A 22,311-nucleotide genomic window follows, 5' to 3' on the forward strand; every position below is an offset into this window, starting at 1 on the left:
TAATTTTTTATGGTCAAGGAGATATAAAATATGCCTAATATTCCAAGCAAGGCTGCCACTAATAATATACCTCAATCACACAAAAAAGAACCTTTAAAAGTTATTACTTTTAAAGAATTATGGAGTGCTTATCCCGAAGCTGCACCATGCAACAAACCATCAGATGGTTCATTGTGGGACGAAATTTTTGGTACAAACCCTGCTTTCGATAACCAATGTGCAATTCGTCTAAGTGTGTGTTTACAACATGCCGGTGCTTCATTGAAAACATTTAAAGGCGTCACTTGTAACTATCATAAAGATGAAAAACATGTATTAAGAGCGAAAGAGTTGGCAGAATGGTTGGATAAAAGATATTTAGCGAATTGGCCTAAGTCTATTAACATCACCAGTAAAGACTGGAGAAGCAAGATAACAAATAAAACAGGTGTAGTTTATTTTGCCAATTATTGGATACCAGAAGGAAGTAAATTCCCTACAGGTGGTCATATAGATCTATGGAATGGTAGCCGATTTCCACATTATTCATTCAGGTCTTTTGCCACAAATGTTGGACGGTTTAACATCGATAGTCCAGATTTATTTTATTCTAACCTAGATAACGCAACAACTATTCTATTTTGGGAAATACCATGAAAATAAGAAAGTTATTCGTATCTCTGTTTATTCTTTGTCTAGCCTATTTTATTTGCATATCTTTGGCGTTTATCGTTTTTCAATCAATTCCAAGCTCAGGCAGTGAAGAAACTGGTGGGCATAAACTAACTACTGTTATAGCATATATCTTCATTAACATTGTGTTGTTTTTGGGGATAGCATTACTAGGTGCGGGAAATAATATAAAGCTCATAAAGTACTCTATCGTAGTTATTCTAGTTGAATTACTTATTACTTTTTTAGTCTATATGTATAATTTACATTACTATGCAGGTATGCACTTCATTTGATGGAATTTATATATATTATGTTGGGTCTAGATAATTTTTTCAACCCTCTACTCAAAACGAGTATCAATAGTCCTTTTGCTTTTGCCAAATGAGCGAGGCAGTGAGCCATAATCGACAATCTCGACTTTAGCACTGACGATAAGATGTTTGTGAATTTCTCGCTCTATTTTTGTCGCTAGAGTGGGGCGGTCAAAGTTCATGTTTTCTTTACTTTCAATTTTTAAATCAAACATGTCTTTTCCGTCTTTTCTACTTAAAATAATTTGATATTCAGAGTCTAATTCTGGGAAATGATGAATTATTTCGAGTAATTGACCAGGGTAAATATTAACGCCTCTAACAATAATCATATCATCAGAACGCCCTAAAATATGGTCATGTCTTGGAACTTTTAAACCACAAGCACAAGTTCCCGGCAATAATCGGGTTAAGTCTCTTGTGCGATAACGGATTAACGGGGCGGCTTCTTTTCTTAAACTGGTTACAACCAATTCTCCGACTTCGCCAATCGCTACAGGTTGTAAAGTTTCAGGATTAATAATTTCATGAATAAAATTATCGCCCCAATAGTGTAAACCTTCGTGAGCCGTACACTCAAGAGCTGTTCCCGGTCCATACATTTCTGTCATGCCGGCAATATCAAAGCTATGTTCTAAGCCTAATCTCGCTTCAAAATTTTTACGCATTTTTTTGCTGTGGGCTTCGGCACCGAAAATAATCTTTTTTAAGGCGATTTGGTCATGTAGATTATGTCTTTCTACTTCTTCCGCCATTAAAAGAGCCATAGAGGCCGTAGCACCAAGACAGGTCGTTTTTAAATCGACTAATAATTGAAGCTGAATCTCAAGGTTGCCCGGTCCAACAGGAACGGTTAAAGCCCCAAACATTTCACTGCCTAGTTGAAAGCCAGCTCCTGCTGTCCAAAGTCCATAACCTACGCAAATTTGTACACGGTCTTCTGTGGTTAATTCAGCAAGTTCATAACAACGAGCCATTTGTAAATTAAAATTATAAATATCATTGGCGGTATAGGCCAAGACTTTGCGTTTTCCCGTTGTACCTGAAGAAGAGTGAACCCTAACTACTTCGCTTGTAGGAACGCTAAGTAGGGGGAGGGGATAACCGTCTTTTAAATCATCAGCAGTAGTAAAAGGCAGTTTTGTGATTTGGTCGAGGGTTTTTATATCTCCCGGCTGATAACCGGCATCGCTTAATTTTTTTTTGTATTGTAAACTACCATTAAAGGCGTGATTAAGGGTATATTTTAAACCGTCTTCTTGAATTTTATGTAGGCTAGGTTCGTCATATTCTTTTATAAAACGATATTTACTCATAATATAGTCCTTTAGTTAGTCTTTTTATTCTGATTTTTCATATAAAGATTTTTAATATTATTTTTTGCATTTTTTTACTACATTTTTTTTTCATCTCGGTTTATGATGCATTGAGTAAGCGAATGCTAATAATATTAAAATGAATGCAAAAAAGAAGCTAGATATATTTTAGCGTTGATTTAAAATGATTTTAAATTGTCATATTTAAGTAGTATTCAAATGTCAAAGTTAAAAAATAAAGTTATTAAATTTAAGAACCATATTAGGAGTTTTACATGCGTATTTTAGTAATTGGTCAAGGTGGCAGAGAACACGCACTTGTCTGGAAGTTAAAACAAGACCCTCGTATAAAAGAAATTTTTGTTGCTCCTGGCAACGGTGGAACAGCGGGGATAGCGACTAATGTGCCTGTTGAAGTTGATGATATTAAAGGTTTAGTTAATCTTTGTATTCAAGAGGGCATTAACCTTGTTGTGCCTGCTCCTGAGCTTCCTTTAACTTTAGGTATTGTTGATGCCTGTAGAGATGCCGGTATCGCTTGTTTTGGTCCTGATGCTTATGCTGCTAAATTAGAAGGTAGTAAGAGTTTTGCTAAAGATGTTATGTATGCTGCCGGTGTGCCGACTGCTGAATTTGGAGCTTTTGATAATTATGATGATGCTGTCGCTTATGTTAAAGCCAAGGGTGCTCCGATTGTTATTAAAGCTGATGGGTTAGCCGCAGGAAAAGGCGTTGTTGTCGCTATGAATATGACCGAAGCTCTCGGGGCTTTAGAAGAAATCATGGTGGGCAATATCTTTAAAGATTCTGGCTCAAAAGTCGTTATTGAAGAAATGATGGAAGGCGAAGAAGTCTCTTGCTTGGCGTTTTGTGATGGCGAAAGAGCCTTGTTGTTGCCATCAGCCCAAGATCACAAGAGGGTTTATGATGATGACAAAGGTCCTAATACCGGTGGAATGGGTGCTTATAGCCCCATGCCTTTAGTGCTTGAAAACAGACACCAAGAAATACTAGATTTAATTTTTAAGCCCGTTTTAGAGCATTTAAAGAAAGAAGGACACCCGTTTAAAGGGATTTTATATGCCGGCTTGATGTTGACTAAAAGCGGTATTAAAGTTGTTGAGTTTAACGTGCGTTTTGGCGACCCTGAATGCCAACCTTTATTAATGCGTCTTGAAGATAACCTGCTGGATTTAATGTCAAGTTGTATTAAAGGTGCTTTATATAAAGATAAAATCAATGTTTCTGATGATGTATCCGTTGGCATTGTTATCGCCGCTGAAGGCTACCCCGGTAGTTATAAAAAAGGCATGGAAATCAAAGGAATCACCGAAGCTGAAAAACTCGCCGATAATAAGCTTAAAGTTTTTCATTCAGGTACTAAGCTTGAAAATGGAGTGCTGAGTTCAACCGGCGGGCGTGTTTTATGCGTAACCGCACTGGCACCAAGCTTAGATGAGGCTATTAAGCTCGGCTACCAAGGTGTTTCTTGTATTGATATGCCATATTCACAATACAGAACAGATATTGGGGCTAAAGGAATAAAAAATCAAAAATAATTAAGGAAACGCTGATTTATTCCGTTTGGCGTTACTTCACTTTTTTTAAAATAGTCATGGACGGAAGAGTCCACTCTTGCTTCAAAAAAACCTCGTGCCTTGCCAAACGAAATAACTGTGCGTTTCCCAAAAAAAACGACTGAATACGTAAAAGTATTCGGTCGTTTTTTTTTATGCTGGACAAGCTTAAGAGTATTAGCTATAATTATCATGTTTATGGTATTTGTCTGTATTTATTTGTAATGTAGATTCTCTTGTGTTGAACCTTTCTCGTTAATACAATTCTAAATCAAGAAGAGTGCTGTATGCTTATAGATCTATTTTATTCCGGTTTGTTGCGTGCTATTCCTGAAGCTATTTCTATTTTTCCCCGTGTATTTTTACAGGCAATCGCCTTAATAGGGCTTTTTTCAACTTTTCTGATTTTTTATGATTTCCAGAAGCTTTCACGTAAAAATGATTATATTTTGGGGATATTTTTTGGTGTATCTTGCCTGATACTTTTGCTTTTAATGACTGGTGGTTTAAAAGTACCGATAGAAACACTAATTTTAACAGACTTCATTTTTTTGGCAGGCTTTTTGGGTGGTTGGAGAAACGCCATAATTGTAGGGTGTTTTGCCTTTGGGGGGCGTTTGCTTTTAGGTGGTATTACGCATTGGTCGTTTCCATTTTTTAATATTTTTTCTATTGTGCTTAGCTCTTCTCTTCTTCATTATTATTACCAGAAATATAACAAAGATTATCTTAATATAAAATCAGGGGCTATCCTTGTATTATGGCGTTTTTTTATTATAGAATTTCCTTTGGTCATAATCTTTTTTATTTCTCCTAATGAACGAGATTTGATTATTAATTTAATGGCACGGCGTTTTATAGGAAGTTTTTCATTCTCTGTACTTATTTTGTTTGCTGTTATTTTTCTTTTACAGCGAGAAAAAGAGAGAGGACGACAGCTTTATTTTGATGTCCTTTCAGGATTACCAAATAGAAGAGCCTTGCAAAAAGATATAGAAGAAAATTATAGACAAGATCAACAAATACACCGTTCGTTGTTGTTAATTGATATTTGTAATTTAAGAGATTTAGTCCAAGAGCTGGGTTATAAGTGGGCGGATATGTTTATTAACAACATGAGTCAGAAATTACTCCAACTAACTAAGGAAGACTGGTTGGCTATATATAAGACCCAAGTATATTGTTTTTCAGATCGTTCTTTTGTTTTAATATTACAAAATATTCGAATTGAAAAAGTTGAAGAAAAAGGGATAGCCCTTCAAATTTATAATATCTTAAGCACTAATGAACATTCGCATAATAAAATGATTAAGCCTTGTTTGAGTATTGGAGGTTTTGAAGTTGCTCCTGAAAATATAAAAAATCCAATGCGTTTTTTACGAACTTTGGCTTTTGCCGAGCGTTTTAGTGATGGTAGTATTCGCTATTTTGAGTCTAATGTGATGCACCAAATTCATAAAGAGAAAAAAATACGTTATTATATTGAACAGTGGATTGAAGAAAAGCGGATGCCTTTATGGTTACAACCTAAAGTGTCTTTGACCGATAGCAGTTGCGTTGGTGCCGAAAGTCTTTTGAGAGCATGGCAACCAAATAATACTTCAAGATATTTTAGCCCGCCTGAAATATTTAAGATAGCAGAAACGCACCGTATGCTTCATGAGTTGGAGTGGACTAGTGTTGAGACTATAGTTTCTTATTTGGAAAGTATGCCCTCTGAATTGCATCATATTCCTCTTTCTCTTAATCTTTCTCCCAGCACTTTTTCTAACGCAAATTTTGGACAACGTATTTGCAATCTGTTGTCAGAAAAACAAATTGATTCGAATAGGCTTGTTGTTGAAGTTATAGAGACAAGCAAACTTTCTTTTTCTGATAATATTGTACAAGAAAACTTTAATTGTTTAATTAAAAATGGAATAAAACTCTCGCTAGATGATTTTGGAACAGGTTATGCTTCAATTTCGTTGTTATCACAATTGCCTTTTTCTGAGCTAAAACTCGACTATTCCCTTGTTTCAAATATTTATGAAGAGCGTTCATATTCTGCGATTGTTATGAGTGTTCAAGGGGCTAAACTTTATAATGCCACTATTGTGGCAGAAGGTATAGAGACTATAGAACAGCAACAAATGTTGGCTGAACTTGGAGTAGAAAAAGGGCAGGGCTTTTTGTTTGCTAAAGCCATTTCCTTAGAAGATTTTATTTTATATGCTAAAGATAAAAAGTAAATTAAGATTATTGTAAATAGTCTCAAAACAACTTTTGTCATGAAAAGCTTAAAAAATACATAGATAAGATAAAGTTTCCTGTTAACTTAGTGAATTTTGTGTATTAAGACATCTTATACTGAGTACCAGCATGGTACAAAATGATGAAAAAAAGAACGCAAAACGTAGTATTGCAATAGTCTTTTTAATATAAAAAAAGCACCGACATAATGCCGATGCTTTTTATTAAATGCTGTACTGTTATTATTGTATTATTTCTATTCTGTTAGCGTCAATTTCAATGCTGTTACGTTTTATATCAACTTCGCCAAAGACTCGAATGCGTTGCCCTTTTGCGAGAGGTGCTCTTCCCATAATATCGTCATCAATATCAACAACCACAGTGCCGGTAGCATCACGCAATTCATATCTTTCACGACGATTTAAAGGTGTAACTGTTCCTTCTAAAATGACTTGAGTATCATCTGGGAGTGTGATGGCTTTGGCTATTGTTGTAAGAGTTAGACTTCCCCAACCGCTATTATTTTGTGGACTATTTGTAGCAGATACGACTTCTACTCTGCTTGCATCAATTTCAATACGGTTGCTTTTTACATCTACTTCGCCAAAAATTCTTACTTTTTGTCCGGAGACGAATCTTTGACCACGCCATAAATCGTCATCAATATCAACAACCACAGTGCCGGTAGCATCACGCAATTCATATCTTTCGTGGCGATTTAAAGATGTAATTGTTCCTTCTAAAATAACCCGAGTATCGTCAGGGAGAGTGAGTGCTTGAGCTATTGTTGAGGTTTGGATATTTGACCAGTTAGTCTGAGAGCTTGCTAAAGCCGGCATAGTCGCTAATAGCAAAATAAAAACATTGAGACATAGGCTTGAAAAAAGTGTATTCCTTTTCATTAGTTAACTCCTTTTATAAAAATATAATAATAGCTGTTATTATATAGTATAAAAAAAATAAGTCCAGTATGGTTATAGAAATTAAAATGGAGTATTAATCTTACGAGTTGTTTTTAAGTTCGCATAGTTCCATGAATTATGATAATATGACTCTTCGGCATAAACAGGTTCATCGCTACAAGCTCCGACATATAAGATTTTATCATCTTTAATGAGCCATTCCATGTCGTGCTCTTCTTCCCAGTTACATTCCATAAACAGTTTTATTACCGTGCTGTTGTCTTTTGGGATATTTACGATTAGATCTTGGGGTTTAATATATTTTAGAATATCTCGTTTTGTTTCTAACTTTGGTGCCTCTGCTCCAATCGCATCACAAAAGTCATAACAATATAAAATGGAAAATTCACAAAGTTTATCAATGGTTTCAGGCTTCATATTGTTAAGTGCTACGGCACATTTTTCAGCAAAATTAAAATCAGGAGCTTTTAAATCAATTGAGACATTAATGTCTGTATTAAATAATTTAAAAAAGGTTTGTCCTGTAAAATAATATTGTTCTCGTTGAATATTTTTTATGACGCTCATATCAGTCTCCGTTATAATTATTCTGATTTATGATTTTACTTACTCTTACTTTTAACGACGCTCCAAAGTTTTCGCAAAACTGTGTAGGTCAGTAATAAGATAAACAGGATTATTCCTTGAAGAATAAAAAGAATTTGAATTTCCTGTTCGCCTGTTGTGTATATTTTATCTGCTTTAATAACAGGGTTCCAAGGGTCATGTTCCGACACCCGATCTTTACCGATAACTGTTCCCGTAAAAACATAGATAGGGTAAACAGGTTGAAAGTTCAAGAAAAGTGGAATGGCACGTTCACGTCGTTCTTCAAGATAGGCTTCTGTTGTATCAAAATCATACTGTTTAAGCTCTTCGGGGATAGACGCATCAATATGCTTTTGTCCCCATATAATATGCACATCAGGGCAGGTGCAGGATTGCGTCTCGGCTATAATTTTATCCTGTACAAAATATAACCCCCAAAGGATTTGCGGAATTATTAGTATGATAAATAATAGAAAAAAACGTAAGAAAAAACGCAATAGCTTCATGAAGTCATTAATCCTGATATTTTTGATATGAATGCCACTATATTAATTTGTTGTTATTTTATAAAGATATTTTTTAGGTGAACTTTGAGCATTTCTTCCAGATTAATTGGCTCTTTATTTGAAAAAACGGTTTGCCATATTATTCCAAAAACTAGAGGAGCAACCAGAATTTGTGGATAGTCTGATAACTCTTTAACTTTTATTTCTTTATTATCATAAGCTTTTTTTAAAATATATCTATATTGATTTAAGATCGGTGTGATAAATTCTTGGTGATAAAAGGCGGTTAACTCAGGAAACAGTAACCCCTCTCTAATCAATAGCCTTAAGGCATCTCCGGCGTTAGTCGTTTGTAGTGTACCTAGAATATTGAGCATAATATTTTGTAATAATTCGTGGGCGTTTGTTTTGTGTCCTTCCGGCTGTTGAGCTTTTAACTCATTTGTTTGAATTGTAGTGTTCAAAGTATTTAATACGAGTTTTATATTTTGCCTGATTACCTCTTCAAAGAGTGTATTTTTATTATTAAAATATAAATAAATAGTGCCTTTGGCGACTCCCGCTTGTTTGGCAATATCTTCAATGCGTGTAGTATTAAAGCCTTTTTTTATAAATTCAGATAGGGCTGAATTTAAAATCGCAACACGTTTAGCTTCAACTTTATTATCTTGGTTTAATTTGTTTTTATGCATTGTTTTAACTCTTTTAAATAATTATGTTTTTAATCTAAGGTTTTGCGAGAACGTAACACAGCAAAACTACACACTGTTATTACGATAATTGATAATGCTAAGAGACTAGGAGTCATATCGCTTAATTGTTGGTTTTTCAATAATGCTCCGCGTATTATTCTTAAAAAATGTGTACCCGGAATAAATGAGCCTATTTTTTGAGCCCAAAAAGGCATTCCGTAAAATGGAAAGGCAAACCCTGTTAAAAACATGGACGGCAACATATAAAACAAAGACATTTGCATGGCTTGAAGTTGGCTTTTGGCAAGAGTTGAGACAAGGTAACCTATCGCAAGATTGCCCAAAATAAACAGAACAACTCCTATACTAAACGCTAGCCAAGCTCCAGAGCTGTTTGGCAAGGGCAAGTTAAATAAAAGTCTGGCAATACTTAAAGCGACAATAGTTTGAGCAAAGCCAACTAAAACATAGGGGCTTAGTTTACCAATCATGATTTCAACAGAAGTAGCGGGAGTAGATAAAAGGCTTTCCATTGTTCCACGTTCTATTTCTCTAGTTACGGCGAGGGCGGTTTGCATTACTAAAGTCATAGTTAAAATTACACTCAACAAACCGGGAATTATATTAAAAGTTGTAATATTTTCAGGGTTATAAAGTTTATGTACAATAACTTCAAAGTCATTTTTTTGTGGGGGAAAACCAAGCTTGGCTCGTTCTTGGGTTAAGGCTTCTTGAGCTAAACCGTTGGCAGCCGAAATTGCCGAAGCGATAGTTGTAGGGTCGGCAGCATCAGCTTCTAAGAGAACTTGGGCTTTTTTTCTGTTAACAAAATTATAGGTGAAATCTTCGGGAATAGTGATTGCAAATTGTACTTTACCTTGTTTTAACAAGGCGTTTAGTTCAAGCTCAGATGTAACAACATGATCTATTTTAAAGTATTTTGTGTTTTCAAAGGCAGTAACAATAGATTTTGCGACTGAACTATAATCTTTAGATAATACAGCCGTCGGTAGGTGGTGTGGGTCGTTATTTATAGCATAACCAAAAACTAAAATTTGAATAACTGGCAAGAGTAAAATCATTGCATAAGTGGTGCGTTCTCTTTTTAGTTGTGTGAATTCTTTAGCTAAAACAGCGTAAATACGGTTTAATGATAAAAATTGGTTCATTCTGAGTACCGATGATCCTTTTTGTCTGTCATAAAGTAAATAAAAACATCTTCCAGAGAGCTTTCTACTTCAGACCATCTGTTTTTGTCAGTATGGCTATTGCTGATTGCTTTAAGTAATTTATCTCGATCTAGTCCGCTAATATGAAGTCTTTTGCCAAAAGCCGAAGCACTGATGACTCCGTCTTGTTGTTGAAGGGTTTTGATTGTTTCGCCGCTACCCTCGCACTCAGCTTCAAAAGTAATCAGCTTTGATTGTTTGATAATTTCCTCACTGCTACCTCTTGCAATCAGTGAACCGTTTAAAATATAACCTATATCATGACAACGTTCGGCTTCGTCCATATAATGGGTAGAGACCAAAACGGTTAATCCACCTGTTGCCAAATCATGAATTTCGTCCCAAAAATCTCTTCTGGCTTTTGGGTCAACGCCCGCTGTGGGTTCGTCCAATAAAAGCAATTTAGGGTTGTGGAGGGTTGCAGTTGCAAGAGCCAAGCGTTGTTTCCAACCTCCGGATAAAGTTCCGGCAAGTTGTTTTCGTCTATCATATAACTTGAGTCTGTTTAGCGTGATGTTTACTTTGTCTTTATAGTTTGGCAGTTCGTGAATGCGTGCCATAAAAACTAAATTTTCTTCTATACTCAAATCATCATACAATGAAAATTTTTGAGTCATATAGCCTGTTTGGCGTTTAATTTGTTCTCTATCTTTTCTAAAGTTTAAACCTAAAACCTTACCTTCTCCGCTATCTGCTGTTAATAATCCACAAAGTAGGCGTAAAGTTGTTGTTTTTCCTGAACCGTTTGGTCCTAAAAAACCTGTAATGTGTCCTTTTTTTACTTCGATTGAAACGTTTTGCACAACGTGTTTTGTTCCAAAAGATTTATTCAAGTTATGAACATTAATGGCATAATTTGTGTTTTCAGGATTTTGTTCAGCATTTTGTTTAGTTGGAAGAGGACTGGGGTTTGGTTTTGAGTTTGTATTCATTGGTAAGCCGTTTTTATTTTGAGAGTGCAATTTCAATCGGTTGACCTGAGCTTAAATCTTTTATGTCATCAGGTTTTGCTTCTATACAAAATACTAATTTTTCACTGGTATTGAGGCTGTAGATAACGGGTGGCGTAAATTCTGGTTTTGGGGCGATATAATTTATTGTTGCCGAGCGAGTTTTGTCTGAGCCGATAATATTGAAATGAATCACCGTACCTGTTTGATATTTGGGTAAGTCTTTTGCTCCCACATAAAAACGCAGTTTTATATTATCATTTGGTATAATGCTTAAAACAGCTTGATTGGCAACGCCCCATTCTCCTTGTTGAATAAAAACATCTTCAATCGTGCCTTGAACGGGGGAGACCGGGCTTAACTCCGCTTTATGGCGAAGAAGTATGTCTTTTTCTGCGAGTGCGTTATTTTTTTGGCTTTCTGCAATTTTTATATTGGCAGTAGCGGCTTCAACGTTTTTTGCCACAACATTGTATTCTATCTTTGCACTTTTTGCGGCGATGCGCGCGTGATCTATGTTAATTTCAGAAACCGCACCTTTATTTTTTGCCAAAATATTTTTATAACGCTGAAAATCTTGTTCCGTGCGTTCAGATTCCGCCAAGGCAATCGCCAAATTGTCTTTTGAACGTGCCAACATAGCTTTTTCCAACTCGATTTGTGCTTGATGTTGGCTGATACTTGCCTCAACTTGTTGAATTTGTGCCGAGTTGGTGGTTTCGTCTAGGGAAAAAAGTTTTTGCCCGAGTTTAACGGGTTCTCCTTTTTTGACGTATAGAGATTTTAACTCTCCGGAAACAGGAGCCGCCATATAGATGGTTTCGACTGAAATATATCCCGTGAGAGCGTTGGGAATTTGATTCTGAGTTGTTCTATAAAAGTATATGCCGAGAATAATAAGAATAATCGGAACAAAAAGTATTTTTTTATTCATCAGAGACCTTCTTTACACTGTTTTATTGATTGCTTAATTAGAAAAACTGACTGGTCAGTCATTTTATATAATGAAAGAAAGTGTCTGTCAATAAAAAGATGAAACTATTGCATAATAATCTCAAAGAGCCTTCTTTTAGGAAGACACTCCAAAAAACAAGAATAGGGTAGTGTACTCGGGGCTTCGGGGGGGGGTATATCCTCGAAACAAAGATAAAATTTAATTTTTCTGTAAAAAGAGTGTTGCTGAGACCTAAGACGTTTTATTTTATGTAGATACAGAGTGTAAAACCATGATGAAAGAACGCAAAACGGAGCTTTGCAATTGTCTTAAGATGAAACAGACAAAATCTTTATTCTAAGATTAATTTCTTTTTAACCAATGATTAAAGTCTGTTATAGCTTGTATAAGGCGTTTATCAAGCCGCAACAAACATTGTTGCATAATATCTTCAGGTACACCGCCATAAAAAGCTTCGGCGATACTGCCTGTAATTGCCGCTATTGTGTCGCTGTCTCCGCCTAAAGAGACGGCTTTACGAATTGCATCTTCAAAATTGTTACTTTCCAAAAAAGCGATAATTGCTTGAGGTACAGACTCTTGGCAACTTTCAACATGAGTATATTGCGGGCGTATCTCTGCTAAACTGCGTTCAAGGTTATATTCGTAACGTAAAGTAATATATTGTTTAATCTCTGTTTGAGAAGCTCCCGTGCGAGCCATATATATAGCGGAAGCCGTGGCACAAGCCCCTTTAATTCCTTCCGAGTGGTTGTGGGTTATTTCAGCACTCAGCTTTGCATAATCTTCAACTGTTGCAAGGTCGTTATAAGCCCATGCGACTGGTGAAACCCGCATGGCAGAACCATTTCCATAGCTGTTGTAGGGCTTTCTGTCTTTGTTGCACAGCCATAAATAAAACTTTTGCCCATAACCGACATTTGGAAACATATGACCATAAAGATGCATGGCTTGGATAATGTTTTCTTTTGTTTTTTCAATATTTCCAAAGCCTTTCATTATTCCGACGGCAACGGCAACAGTCATAACGGTATCATCTGTAAATATTGACTTTTGTGTAAATAATGGAAACTCAGTTGTTTTGATGTTATTTACGGTAAATTCATAAGGACTGCCGATAATATCACCTGCGATTGCTCCAAACATGCTGTTTTCCTTTTGTTGCTTTTTTATGTTGTTTTGTTTCCGCCACGTTGTGCAAATCTTGTCCAATTTTTAAATAAAAAGATATATAAACAAAGACTTGATTGCACCATTTGAGAAATCAACATGGCAAAAAACACTCCCGAGGCGTTTTTCCAAATAATATGCCCCATGATATAGGCAAGGGGTAGGCGGACACACCAAATAGAAAAACTATTGGCATAAAATGGATAAATAGTTGCACCGGCACCGCTGAGTAAGCCTGTTAAAATCATGCTGGCAACGGTAAATGGCGTAGAAAGAATGTTAAATTTCAGATAATTCATACATTCTTGCATAACAGCGGGATCAGGGGCAACAAAGGCGGCTATTGTTGGAACAAAAAACCATAATATTGCTGCAAAACTGCTCATTGTTCCACAACCAAGACCTAAGATTTTTAACCCGACTCTTTTGGCTTCAAGTTTTTTCCCTGCTCCGAGGCAATTTCCGATTAAGACGGCTCCGGTTAAGTTAAAAGCCAAAGCCGGCATGAATAACATTGATTCAACACGCATACCGGCGGTCATTCCCGCCATAGCGGTTTCGCTGTTTTTCGGCAATGCGTTGGTTATTCCAATTAACACAAGGTAGCCGATTTGCCATAAAAGTTGCATTCCGGCAGAGGGTATGGCAACTTTTATCAAATAAGGAAGAGCTGCTTTGTTCCAACGCCAACTGGCAATGGATTCGCTTTTAAATAATTGGAGTTTTATGAGCATTACAAAGTTAAAGACAGCTCCGGCAAAGACTGAAATTAAGCTTGCCCAAGCAATTGCGTTTGCCCCAAAAGCAGGCAATCCAAACCAACCAAGTCCAAAACCAAGATCTAAAAAGGCGTTGATCAAAAATACTATAAATGTAGTAATAAGTGGAAGATAAACGGCTTTGTATGCCCTAAAAACTGCGTTGCTCAAAACGAGTAAATAGTGGGCGGGTAATGCTAAAAGATAGATTTGCCAAAAGTTTTTTGTTGTGGGCATTAACTGGTCAGAAACATGCAACAAGTTTAGAAAAGTTTGTTGAAAGATGATAGCAACAGGTAAGACCAAAAGACAAAAAACAAGCCCTAAACCTAACGATAGACCGGTATAACGAATTGCCCTTAGATTAAGTCTTGCACCGATAGCTTGGCTTATAGAGGCTACTGAGGCGTTTGCCAATGCCGTAGCGATTACTATAAGCACAAACTGACATTGTGTTACTATTCCGATTACTGCCTGAACATCGGGGCTGATACGTCCGGCAACAACCACATCGGTAAAACCAATACCAAAATGGAAAATAGTCATTAGTATTTGTGGAAAGGTTAAGTTCCAAATTTGTTTAAGACCAAGTTCTTGATTGGGGTTAAATGTTGTTTTGGTATTGGTAAATTTCTTTAACATTTATTTTCTTAACTTATCACTGTATTAAGCAGAGTAGTTAAATCTTTTGAGGGATTTTTTATTTCAATTGAATTAAACAAATCGGTGATACTTTGTCTTTTTCTAATAAGTTCCAATTTCCCTGAGCTTGTAATAAGAAGTTCGGCAGGACGCAGGCGCATATTATAATTTGAACTCATGGAAAAACCATAAGCCCCCGCATCTAACAAAGCAACAAGATCGCCCTCATTTATTTCCGGCAAATTACGCATTTTTGCCAAAATATCTCCGCTTTCACAGATATTTCCCGTTATTGTTTGCGGAATAAACTCCACAGCCTCTTCTTTATCGTAATTTTCACGAAATACTTCTATTTCGTGATAGGCATCATAAAGCATGGGGCGGGCAAGAATATTAAACCCAATATCGGTTCCAACAAACGTTGTTTCGGCGTTTTGTTTGGTTGAATATACTGTTCCTAAAACCAAACCTGATTCCGCAGGAATATAACGCCCGGGTTCTATCATAAATGAGCCGTTATAGCCTGTTTTTTTGCGGAAACTTGTAAGAAGAGAATCAAGTTTTTCCCCTGTTTGTTTTAAATCAAGGCGTGGTTCTGAGGCGTGTTTATGATAAGGAATTCCAAAACCGCCTCCAAAATCAATGATTTCAAGCTGTTTTAAATCGAGTTGTTCGGCAAAATCAAGCAACCATTCTACAGCTTGAAGGTAAGAACTTGGCTCCATAAACAAAGAGCCAATATGTTGGTTTATGCCTGTAAGTTGTAGATTATATTCTTTTAAAATGTCTTGTACATCAGGAAGCTCATCGGGGTTGACTCCAAACTTGGTTTCTTTTCCTGCCGTGATAACTTTTTTATGGTGTCCTGCTCCTATTCCGGGATTAAAACGCAACATTACTTTTGAGTTTGGTGAAACTTTTCCAAACATTTCAAGTTGTGCCAGAGAATCAAGACCGATTATTTTACAATTTTTTGTTCCTAAGAGCATTTCTTCGCTTGAGATATTGTTAGAAACATAACTGATATGTTCTTTTGTGTATCCTGCGGCTAAGGCGGTACAAAGCTCGCCCGGAGACATTACATCAACGTCGATTCCTTCTTCTCGCATAATATTAAGCAAAAAAGGATTGCTGTTGGCTTTTGATGAATAACTGACGGTAAACTTTGAGTCTTTAGATAGGTTTTTAAAATCTCGACAGCGAGTTCTTAAAACATCTTCATTGTATACATAAAGAGGACTTAGATATTTTTTGATTAAATCAAAGGGGTTGTGTCCTTTAAAAAAATCTATTGAATCAGTATATGGTGCGAATAAACTTTGCATTGTTTTTCTCTTTTCAATAAGCAACATGTTGCTTTTATTTGTGTTTTTATCGTTTTACTTGTGGGTTATAAAAGTAACTGAAATTATTCTTTTAATTTGCGAATAAAGCTGTGTTTACGCTTTTTTACGAACAAGCTCCGTGCCTACGCCGTGGTCGGTAAAAAGCTCTAATAAGATGCCGTTTTCTACTCTTCCGTCAGTGATAATTACCTTTTCCACTCCGTCTTGCAGGGCTTCTAAGGCACACTTTACTTTAGGAATCATACCACCTTGCAGAGTTCCGTCTTCAAATAAACTCAATACGCTTGAAATATCCAAAGAGTTAAGCAATTTTTTGTCTTTATCCATAATTCCGGCAACGTCTGTTAACAATAACAGTCGTTTGGCTTTTAAAGCCCCGGCAACCGCTCCGGCAACGGCATCGGCATTAATATTATAAGTTTCGCCTTCTTCATCGCCGCCAACGGGAGCGATAACAGGAACATAGCTGTCTCGTAAAAGGGCATGAATCAGTTTGGTGTCGATAAACATAACTTCGCCGACTTTACCAAGATCAATAATTTCCGGTGCTTGGTGTGCTGGGTTGTGTATGACCATTTCCATTTTGCGTGCTTTAATCATCTGTCCGTCTTTACCGGAAAGACCAACGGCTTTAACGCCACTTTGGTTAAGGGCGTTGACGATTTCTTTGTTTACTCTTCCGACTAAGACCATTTCAACAACATTCATGGTGGCATCATCGGTAACCCTTAAGCCTTGGCGAAAGGTAGAATTTATATTAAGCTGTTCAAGCATTTTTCCAATTTGAGGGCCACCACCGTGAACGACCACAACGTTGATTCCCACATACTGCAATAAGGCAATATTTAAGGCAAAAGCTTTTTGCAAGGCTTCGTTTGTCATGGCGTGTCCGCCGTATTTTATTACGATTGTTTCGCCTTTAAACTTGCGAATATAAGGTAAAAATTCCATTAATAATTTAGCTTGAGCTTGAATATTTTTCATACCTTTATCCTTTTTTGAGAGGTTGGGTTGATAAGAGTTTTGTTTTTTATAATATATAACGGCTTAAATCTTTATCTTCACGCACGTCTGTCAAATGTTCTTTCACATAGTTGCTGTCGATAGTAATTTTTTCTCCATTTTTATCGGGAGCTTCAAAAGACAGGTCGGACAAAATATGTTCCATAATTGTATATAACCTTCTTGCCCCGATATTTTCCGTGTTTTTATTGGTTTCTTCGGCAAAAGCAGAGATTTCTACCAACGCATCAGAGCTAAAGTCAAGTTCTACGTTTTCTGTTTTTAATAGGGCAGAATATTGTTTTACCAAAGAATTTTCCGGTTCTTGTAAAATGCGTAAAAATTCATCTTTTCCCAAAGCTTCAAGTTCAACTCTTAACGGAAAGCGTCCTTGTAATTCTGGAATTAAATCTGCGGGTTTGGCATAATGGAACGCACCGGCGGCGATAAATAAAATATGATCTGTTTTGATCATTCCGTATTTAGTATTCACCGTACTGCCTTCTACGATAGGCAATAAATCTCTTTGAACACCTTCGCGAGATACGTCTGAACCACGATTTGCACTGTTGGCAACGGCAATTTTGTCTATTTCGTCAAGGAATATGATACCGCCTTGTTCAACTCTTTCTTTGGCAGTTTCAATTACTTTATCGTGTTCTATTAGCTTTTCGCTTTCTTGTTGGATTAAATTTTCATAGGCGGTTCCAATTTTAAAGCGTTTTGTTTGACGCTTTGCCGGAAACGCTTTTCCAAAAAGGTCTTTCATCTGATCGCCAACTTGTTCTAAACCGGGAACAGACAAAATTTCAATGCCAACCGTAGCTGTTTCAACTTCCATTTCAACTTCACGGTCATTTAACTTACCCGCTTTCCAAAGTGAACGCAATTTTTCTCTGGTTGAATTACTTTCACTTGATGCTGTGGTGTTTGTATTTTGTTCATCAGATAATTGTGTTGTCGGAAGGGGTGGTCGTCCGTCTCCGTAAGCGACAAAATCAACGTTTGAATCATTGTTTGGTTGAATATAATTTACTTTTGGTTTTGGTGGTAAAAGAAGATCTAATAGGCGTTCTTCGGCGAGTAATTCGGCACGCTCTTTTACGGCTTCGGCGGCTTCTTTTTTTACTAAGTTTACGCCTATTTCCATTAAATCACGGATCATTGATTCAACATCTCGACCAACGTAACCGACTTCGGTATATTTCGTAGCTTCTACTTTGATAAAAGGAGCCCCGCTTAATTTTGCCAAGCGTCTGGCTATTTCTGTTTTTCCGACGCCTGTTGGTCCTATCATAATAATATTTTTAGGAGAAACTTCGTCTTTAAGCTCTTTATCAAGGTGTTGTCTACGCCAACGATTACGCATGGCAATTGCGACCATACGTTTTGCATCACCTTGTCCAATGATATATTTATCTAATTCTTGTACTATTTCGCGAGGTGTTAAATGACTCATTTTTTATCCTTATAGTTTTTTATATTCATTGTTGTTAACTTGAATATCTAAAAAATAATCTGGTATTTGTGAATATGAAAAAATTTAATATAAAACAAATAAGTTGCTTATGTTATAAGTCAATCAAAAATTTGCTTTAATATACAATCTATACGCTGTTTATAAGAATGTTCTTTTAAAATAAGAGCGTTCCACTCATCTTTGAGCTCAAAATAGAGTTTGGAATTTTCCAAAAAAGAGTCAAGTAGAGGCAAGATTTCATTTTTTTTATGAAAGCTGATCCGTTTGACCATATCAGATGGAAAAATATCCATGCCTTTGTGATAATCTGTGATTAAAAAACCGCCACTACTCCAAACATCAAAACAACGTTGGTTTAAGCCTTGAGGTAATAAAAAGCTTGTTGCATTTAAGGTAAACATACTTTTCTTATAGAGTGTTGGTAATTGAGAGTAATAGTCAACAGGAGGGTTAACTTTTACACTTGGCGGAAGTAAGTTTTTCCAAGCTGAGTCTCCATATACAAGCGGATTATATAAGGAAAGAGCGTTAATGCAATTCATACGCCATAAAGCCGAGCTATTATCGGCACCAAAGGCGGCGAGACGAAAGTTTTTATTGTTTAAACTAAGCTGAATATTTAATTTTTTAAGCCACCAAAAAAAGTCAGGGCGTTCTCCTTGGCTGTTTGTATAAAATTGTTCCGCTTCTCGTTCGATTTCTATAGGTATTTTTAATCCGGAGAAAAAGCCGACTTTATTGGGAAAGGCGGAATTTCCCACAAAAATCAGGCGTGATTCATGATTTTTAAAGCTGTTTTTTAAAGAATCTTTATTTTTATCAAACTTGAATAGAGAGTCTTGGTTTTCGGACTTAGCTTTAAAAATATCCGAATCACAAGCCAAGGGAAGATGGGTAATATTTTTTGTTCCAAGTTTTTTTAAATCGGGAATTAAACTGTTGTCTGTGCAAAACAAATAAAGTTCTTGCCAAAATTTAGACTTTAAAAGAGTTATAATGTTCCATGGATTATCTACAAACCAAGAGGCACATTCAACGCCGAGTTCTCGGAGTAAGAAAAATTTTTCTCCGAAAGTGCCAAACCCTTCACAATTTAAACTGAAATATAAACTCGGTTTATGCTGATAGATAAGGGTTTTTAGATTTAAGTGCGTACAATCTTTTTCTATATGAATTATCTTAAAACCGGCGTTCTGAAAGGCGTTTGTCAGTTCAAAATGTAAAAGATTTTTTTCTGAACTAACTAAAAACAAAGTTTTTTCTGTGGTTTTTTGAAAAGATGAGGCATTATCTTGATAAATTTCGATTTTATTTATAATGCTCCACCAAAATGATGGAAAAAGAGTGTCGGCTTGTTGATATTGTATAATAAGAGTTTTGTGTTGAAGTATCTCTTCTAAATCTTCTTTATTAATACGTTTTAAATAGCTAGGAATATTAGCTAAATATTCAGCACTCATTTGCTTTAAAAAATCATCATTCTCTATATAATAAATTGGAATATTTTGTTTGTGATATTTATTTAGTAAGGTTTCAAGATATTTAGGGTCGTCGCCAAGCCCTAAGATTAAAATAGCCTTTGGAATATTTATATTTTTTGTTGCAGTATTATTGTTTGAAACAGAGCGTAGAATAAAAGCTTCTTCTCCTGAGCTTAAACTTTGTTTTAACCCAATTTCTGAATAGACTTGAAGTCTGATTTTTCTTTGATTATTTGGCATAAATAGCGTGTCTTTATTTGTAACATTCTGTAATTATTATTTATATTTAAACTTGGCTTAGTTGAGTTTTTAATATAAAGTACGAAATTAAGCCTAAAATAGGTTTAGCTGCAATAGGTTTATTTGGTGCTTTTTATACTTTGTTTATTAAAAATGGATATGCAGAGAATAAATATAAAACATATTGAGATAAAATTGAAGTTATAATTATATGAAAAAATATCGTGATTATTATTTTTTGCAAGCCAAGAAAGACAATTATCCGGCTCGTTCGGTATATAAACTAAAAGAAATTGAAGATAAACTCAAACTTTTTAAAAAGGGTATGAAAGTCTTAGATTTAGGAGCTGCTCCCGGGTCTTGGAGCTTATGTGCCGGAGAGCTTGTCGGCTTTAGCGGAAAAGTGCTTGGAGTTGATTTACAAGAAACCCATACGGCCTTTCCCGTTAATGTTAAGTTTATGCAAGGTGATGTCTTTGAACTTAGCCCGGAGATAGAAGAAGCGATTAAACAACTTGAACCTTTTGATATTATTATGAGTGATATGGCTCCTCGTACTATTGGCAATAAATTTACCGATCAGATGCGTTCTGCTGACTTATGTCGAGAGGCTTTAGAGCGGGCGAAACAACATTTATTGCCTGAGGGTGCTTTTATCGTAAAAATTTTTATGGGGCCTGAATATGAGGCATTTGTGAAGGAAATGCGTTGTGTTTTTGATAAAGTTAAGACTGTTAAGCCCAAAAGTTCTCGCTCGGAAAGTAAGGAAATTTTTATCGTAGGGTTAGGATTTAAAAAAGAGCTTTGCGATTAAATTGTTTTCATAAATAATATATTGAATTAATAAAAATTTTTTAATATTAAAAATAAAAATTAGATTGCAAACAAATATTTGGAGGAAAAATGGCCGGACATAGTAAATGGAAAAATATTCAACATCGTAAAGGTCGTCAAGACGCAAAAAAAGGTAAAGATTTTACCAAGGCGGCAAAAGAAATCATTATTGCTGCTAAATCAGGCGGAGACCCGAACTATAACCCTCGCTTGCGTGCAGCGATTGCAGCAGCGAAAGAAGTTAACCTACCTAAAGATAAAATAGACACAGCTATTCGCAAGGGTACGGGCGAAGAAGCTGGCGGAGACCTTGCCGAAATTACTTATGAAGGTTACGGTCCGGGCGGTGTTGCGATTTTAGTCGAAGTTGCAACAGATAACCGTAATCGTACGGTCGCCGAAGTACGCAGTATTATTTCTAAGGGCGGTGGCTCTATGGGTGAAGCCGGCTGTGTTTCTTGGATGTTTGAACGTAAAGGCGTATTTTCCGTTGATAAAAAGAAATATACCGAAGATGAACTTATGGAAGCAGGTCTTGAAGCCGGTATTGATGATGTGATTGATAGCGATGATACTTGGGAATTGCATTGTAAAGCGGTTGATTTTGATAATTTGCGCCAGGCTTTGGAAAATGCCAAAATCGTTGTGCTTGACTCTCAACTTGCAATGATTCCGCAAAATACCATTGCCGTTGATATCGAAGTTGCCAGAAAATTACTTAAACTTATTGATACACTTGAAGATAATGATGATGTTCAAAATGTATTCTCTAATTTTGATATTCCTGAAGAATTGTTGTCGGAACTCTAATCGTTTTTGAAATTTAGATAATGAATAAAGATATTAAAGTAATAGGAATAGACCCCGGCTCGCAAAACATGGGCTGGGGTATTGTTCAAGAAAGTTCAGGTGTGTTGAAACTTGTTGCTTGTGGAATTATACGTCCAAAGGCAAAAGAGTTTTCTTTGCGTTTAGGTGAAATTTTTTCTGAACTTATTGAAATATTAAAACTTCATAAAGTAGATGAGGCAAGCGTAGAAGATATTTTTACCCATAAAAATGTTTCATCTGCTTTAAAACTCGGGCAAGCCAGAGGCGTGGCGATTGCGGCTTGTGCCTTATATAAATTACCTGTATACAGTTTTGAACCAAGAGTGATAAAAAAAAATTTGGTTGGAAACGGGGGTGCTGAAAAAAGCCAAGTTTCTTTTATGGTTTCACGCTTACTTGGAGTAAAAGAAGATTGGGGCGTTGACGCAGGAGACGCTTTGGCGGCGGCTATTTGTCATTTAAACAGCCGACGCATGACTCTATTGACTAAAAGATAAGTCAATTTTATCGGCATCTTTTCTTTCTTTTAAAACAATTTTTTATCTTGCCAACTTTATTTTATTATTTAATAACAAACATACAACAGAAGATTTT

General features: G+C 36.0%; 21 protein-coding genes. 6 read left to right on the top strand and 15 right to left on the bottom strand.

What is annotated here, in order from left to right; genetic code table 11:
• The first annotated feature begins 30 nt into the window (after positions 1 to 30).
• The gene (locus tag BT999_RS05710) at positions 31 to 636 is read left to right on the top strand and encodes a type VI secretion system amidase effector protein Tae4 (protein WP_072696812.1); all 606 of its coding nucleotides are present in this window, start codon (positions 31 to 33) and stop codon (positions 634 to 636) included.
• A 79-nt stretch (positions 637 to 715) separates the two neighbouring features.
• Here BT999_RS05710 and BT999_RS12705 read toward each other — a convergent pair whose 3' ends face one another.
• Positions 716 to 850, bottom strand: a complete 135-nt coding sequence (locus tag BT999_RS12705; RefSeq protein WP_281246534.1) for a hypothetical protein — start codon at positions 848 to 850, stop codon at positions 716 to 718.
• Positions 851 to 994: 144 nt separating this feature from the next.
• Positions 995 to 2,281, bottom strand: coding sequence for a phenylacetate--CoA ligase (locus BT999_RS05720; protein ID WP_072696814.1), 1,287 nt, complete (start codon positions 2,279 to 2,281; stop codon positions 995 to 997).
• Between the two features lie 275 nt (positions 2,282 to 2,556).
• Here BT999_RS05720 and purD point away from each other — a divergent pair, with 275 nt between their 5' ends.
• Together purD and BT999_RS05735 are read left to right on the top strand one after the other, a co-directional pair.
• Positions 2,557 to 3,840 carry a phosphoribosylamine--glycine ligase gene (purD, locus tag BT999_RS05725; RefSeq protein WP_072696815.1) on the top strand — a complete coding sequence of 428 codons (1,284 nt, stop codon included), beginning with the start codon at positions 2,557 to 2,559 and terminating at the stop codon, positions 3,838 to 3,840.
• 305 nt (positions 3,841 to 4,145) lie between these two features.
• On the top strand, positions 4,146 to 6,089 hold the full coding sequence (locus BT999_RS05735; protein WP_072696817.1) for an EAL domain-containing protein: 1,944 nt from the start codon (positions 4,146 to 4,148) through the stop codon (positions 6,087 to 6,089).
• Between the two features lie 243 nt (positions 6,090 to 6,332).
• Here BT999_RS05735 and BT999_RS05740 read toward each other — a convergent pair whose 3' ends face one another.
• The 13 genes from BT999_RS05740 to BT999_RS05800 form a co-directional block, all read right to left on the bottom strand.
• Positions 6,333 to 6,992 (bottom strand): NirD/YgiW/YdeI family stress tolerance protein, encoded by a 660-nt coding sequence (locus tag BT999_RS05740; RefSeq protein WP_072696818.1) that lies wholly within the window; start codon positions 6,990 to 6,992, stop codon positions 6,333 to 6,335.
• A gap of 81 nt (positions 6,993 to 7,073) precedes the next feature.
• The gene (locus tag BT999_RS05745; protein WP_072696819.1) at positions 7,074 to 7,580 is read right to left on the bottom strand and encodes a DUF6985 domain-containing protein; all 507 of its coding nucleotides are present in this window, start codon (positions 7,578 to 7,580) and stop codon (positions 7,074 to 7,076) included.
• Positions 7,581 to 7,615: 35 nt separating this feature from the next.
• Positions 7,616 to 8,107 carry a hypothetical protein gene (locus BT999_RS05750; protein WP_072696820.1) on the bottom strand — a complete coding sequence of 164 codons (492 nt, stop codon included), beginning with the start codon at positions 8,105 to 8,107 and terminating at the stop codon, positions 7,616 to 7,618.
• Between the two features lie 53 nt (positions 8,108 to 8,160).
• Positions 8,161 to 8,799 (bottom strand): TetR/AcrR family transcriptional regulator, encoded by a 639-nt coding sequence (locus tag BT999_RS05755; protein ID WP_072696821.1) that lies wholly within the window; start codon positions 8,797 to 8,799, stop codon positions 8,161 to 8,163.
• Between the two features lie 29 nt (positions 8,800 to 8,828).
• Entirely contained in the window at positions 8,829 to 9,968 is a 1,140-nt protein-coding gene (locus tag BT999_RS05760; protein WP_072696822.1) for an ABC transporter permease, read from the bottom strand.
• On the bottom strand, positions 9,965 to 10,960 hold the full coding sequence (locus tag BT999_RS05765; RefSeq protein WP_084650624.1) for an ABC transporter ATP-binding protein: 996 nt from the start codon (positions 10,958 to 10,960) through the stop codon (positions 9,965 to 9,967). The genes BT999_RS05760 and BT999_RS05765 overlap by 4 nt, the downstream gene beginning before the upstream one ends.
• A gap of 13 nt (positions 10,961 to 10,973) precedes the next feature.
• Positions 10,974 to 11,912, bottom strand: a complete 939-nt coding sequence (locus BT999_RS05770; RefSeq protein WP_072696823.1) for an HlyD family secretion protein — start codon at positions 11,910 to 11,912, stop codon at positions 10,974 to 10,976.
• A 363-nt stretch (positions 11,913 to 12,275) separates the two neighbouring features.
• Positions 12,276 to 13,079, bottom strand: a complete 804-nt coding sequence (locus tag BT999_RS05775; protein WP_072696824.1) for an ADP-ribosylglycohydrolase family protein — start codon at positions 13,077 to 13,079, stop codon at positions 12,276 to 12,278.
• 23 nt (positions 13,080 to 13,102) lie between these two features.
• Entirely contained in the window at positions 13,103 to 14,503 is a 1,401-nt protein-coding gene (locus BT999_RS05780; RefSeq protein ID WP_072696825.1) for an MATE family efflux transporter, read from the bottom strand.
• Positions 14,504 to 14,511: 8 nt separating this feature from the next.
• Positions 14,512 to 15,828, bottom strand: coding sequence for a diaminopimelate decarboxylase (lysA, locus tag BT999_RS05785; RefSeq protein WP_072696826.1), 1,317 nt, complete (start codon positions 15,826 to 15,828; stop codon positions 14,512 to 14,514).
• A gap of 114 nt (positions 15,829 to 15,942) precedes the next feature.
• Positions 15,943 to 16,833: an acetylglutamate kinase gene (gene argB, locus BT999_RS05790; RefSeq protein ID WP_072696827.1), complete on the bottom strand. Its 891-nt coding sequence runs from the start codon at positions 16,831 to 16,833 to the stop codon at positions 15,943 to 15,945.
• 46 nt (positions 16,834 to 16,879) lie between these two features.
• A complete protein-coding gene (gene hslU / locus BT999_RS05795) occupies positions 16,880 to 18,310 on the bottom strand; it encodes an ATP-dependent protease ATPase subunit HslU (RefSeq protein WP_072696828.1) in 1,431 nt (476 codons plus the stop codon).
• A gap of 119 nt (positions 18,311 to 18,429) precedes the next feature.
• Positions 18,430 to 20,052, bottom strand: coding sequence for a glycosyltransferase family protein (locus BT999_RS05800; protein ID WP_072696829.1), 1,623 nt, complete (start codon positions 20,050 to 20,052; stop codon positions 18,430 to 18,432).
• A 211-nt stretch (positions 20,053 to 20,263) separates the two neighbouring features.
• Between BT999_RS05800 and BT999_RS05805 the strand changes: the two genes are divergently transcribed.
• The 3 genes from BT999_RS05805 (at position 20,264) to ruvC (ending at position 22,214) form a co-directional block, all read left to right on the top strand.
• Positions 20,264 to 20,866, top strand: coding sequence for an RlmE family RNA methyltransferase (locus BT999_RS05805; RefSeq protein ID WP_072696830.1), 603 nt, complete (start codon positions 20,264 to 20,266; stop codon positions 20,864 to 20,866).
• Positions 20,867 to 20,955: 89 nt separating this feature from the next.
• Entirely contained in the window at positions 20,956 to 21,696 is a 741-nt protein-coding gene (locus tag BT999_RS05810; protein WP_072696831.1) for a YebC/PmpR family DNA-binding transcriptional regulator, read from the top strand.
• A gap of 20 nt (positions 21,697 to 21,716) precedes the next feature.
• The gene (gene ruvC, locus BT999_RS05815) at positions 21,717 to 22,214 is read left to right on the top strand and encodes a crossover junction endodeoxyribonuclease RuvC (RefSeq protein ID WP_072696832.1); all 498 of its coding nucleotides are present in this window, start codon (positions 21,717 to 21,719) and stop codon (positions 22,212 to 22,214) included.
• Positions 22,215 to 22,311: the final 97 nt, after the last annotated feature.

It is taken from the genome of Desulfovibrio litoralis DSM 11393 (assembly GCF_900143255.1).
GTDB classification, from domain to species: domain Bacteria; phylum Desulfobacterota; class Desulfovibrionia; order Desulfovibrionales; family Desulfovibrionaceae; genus Frigididesulfovibrio_A; species Frigididesulfovibrio_A litoralis.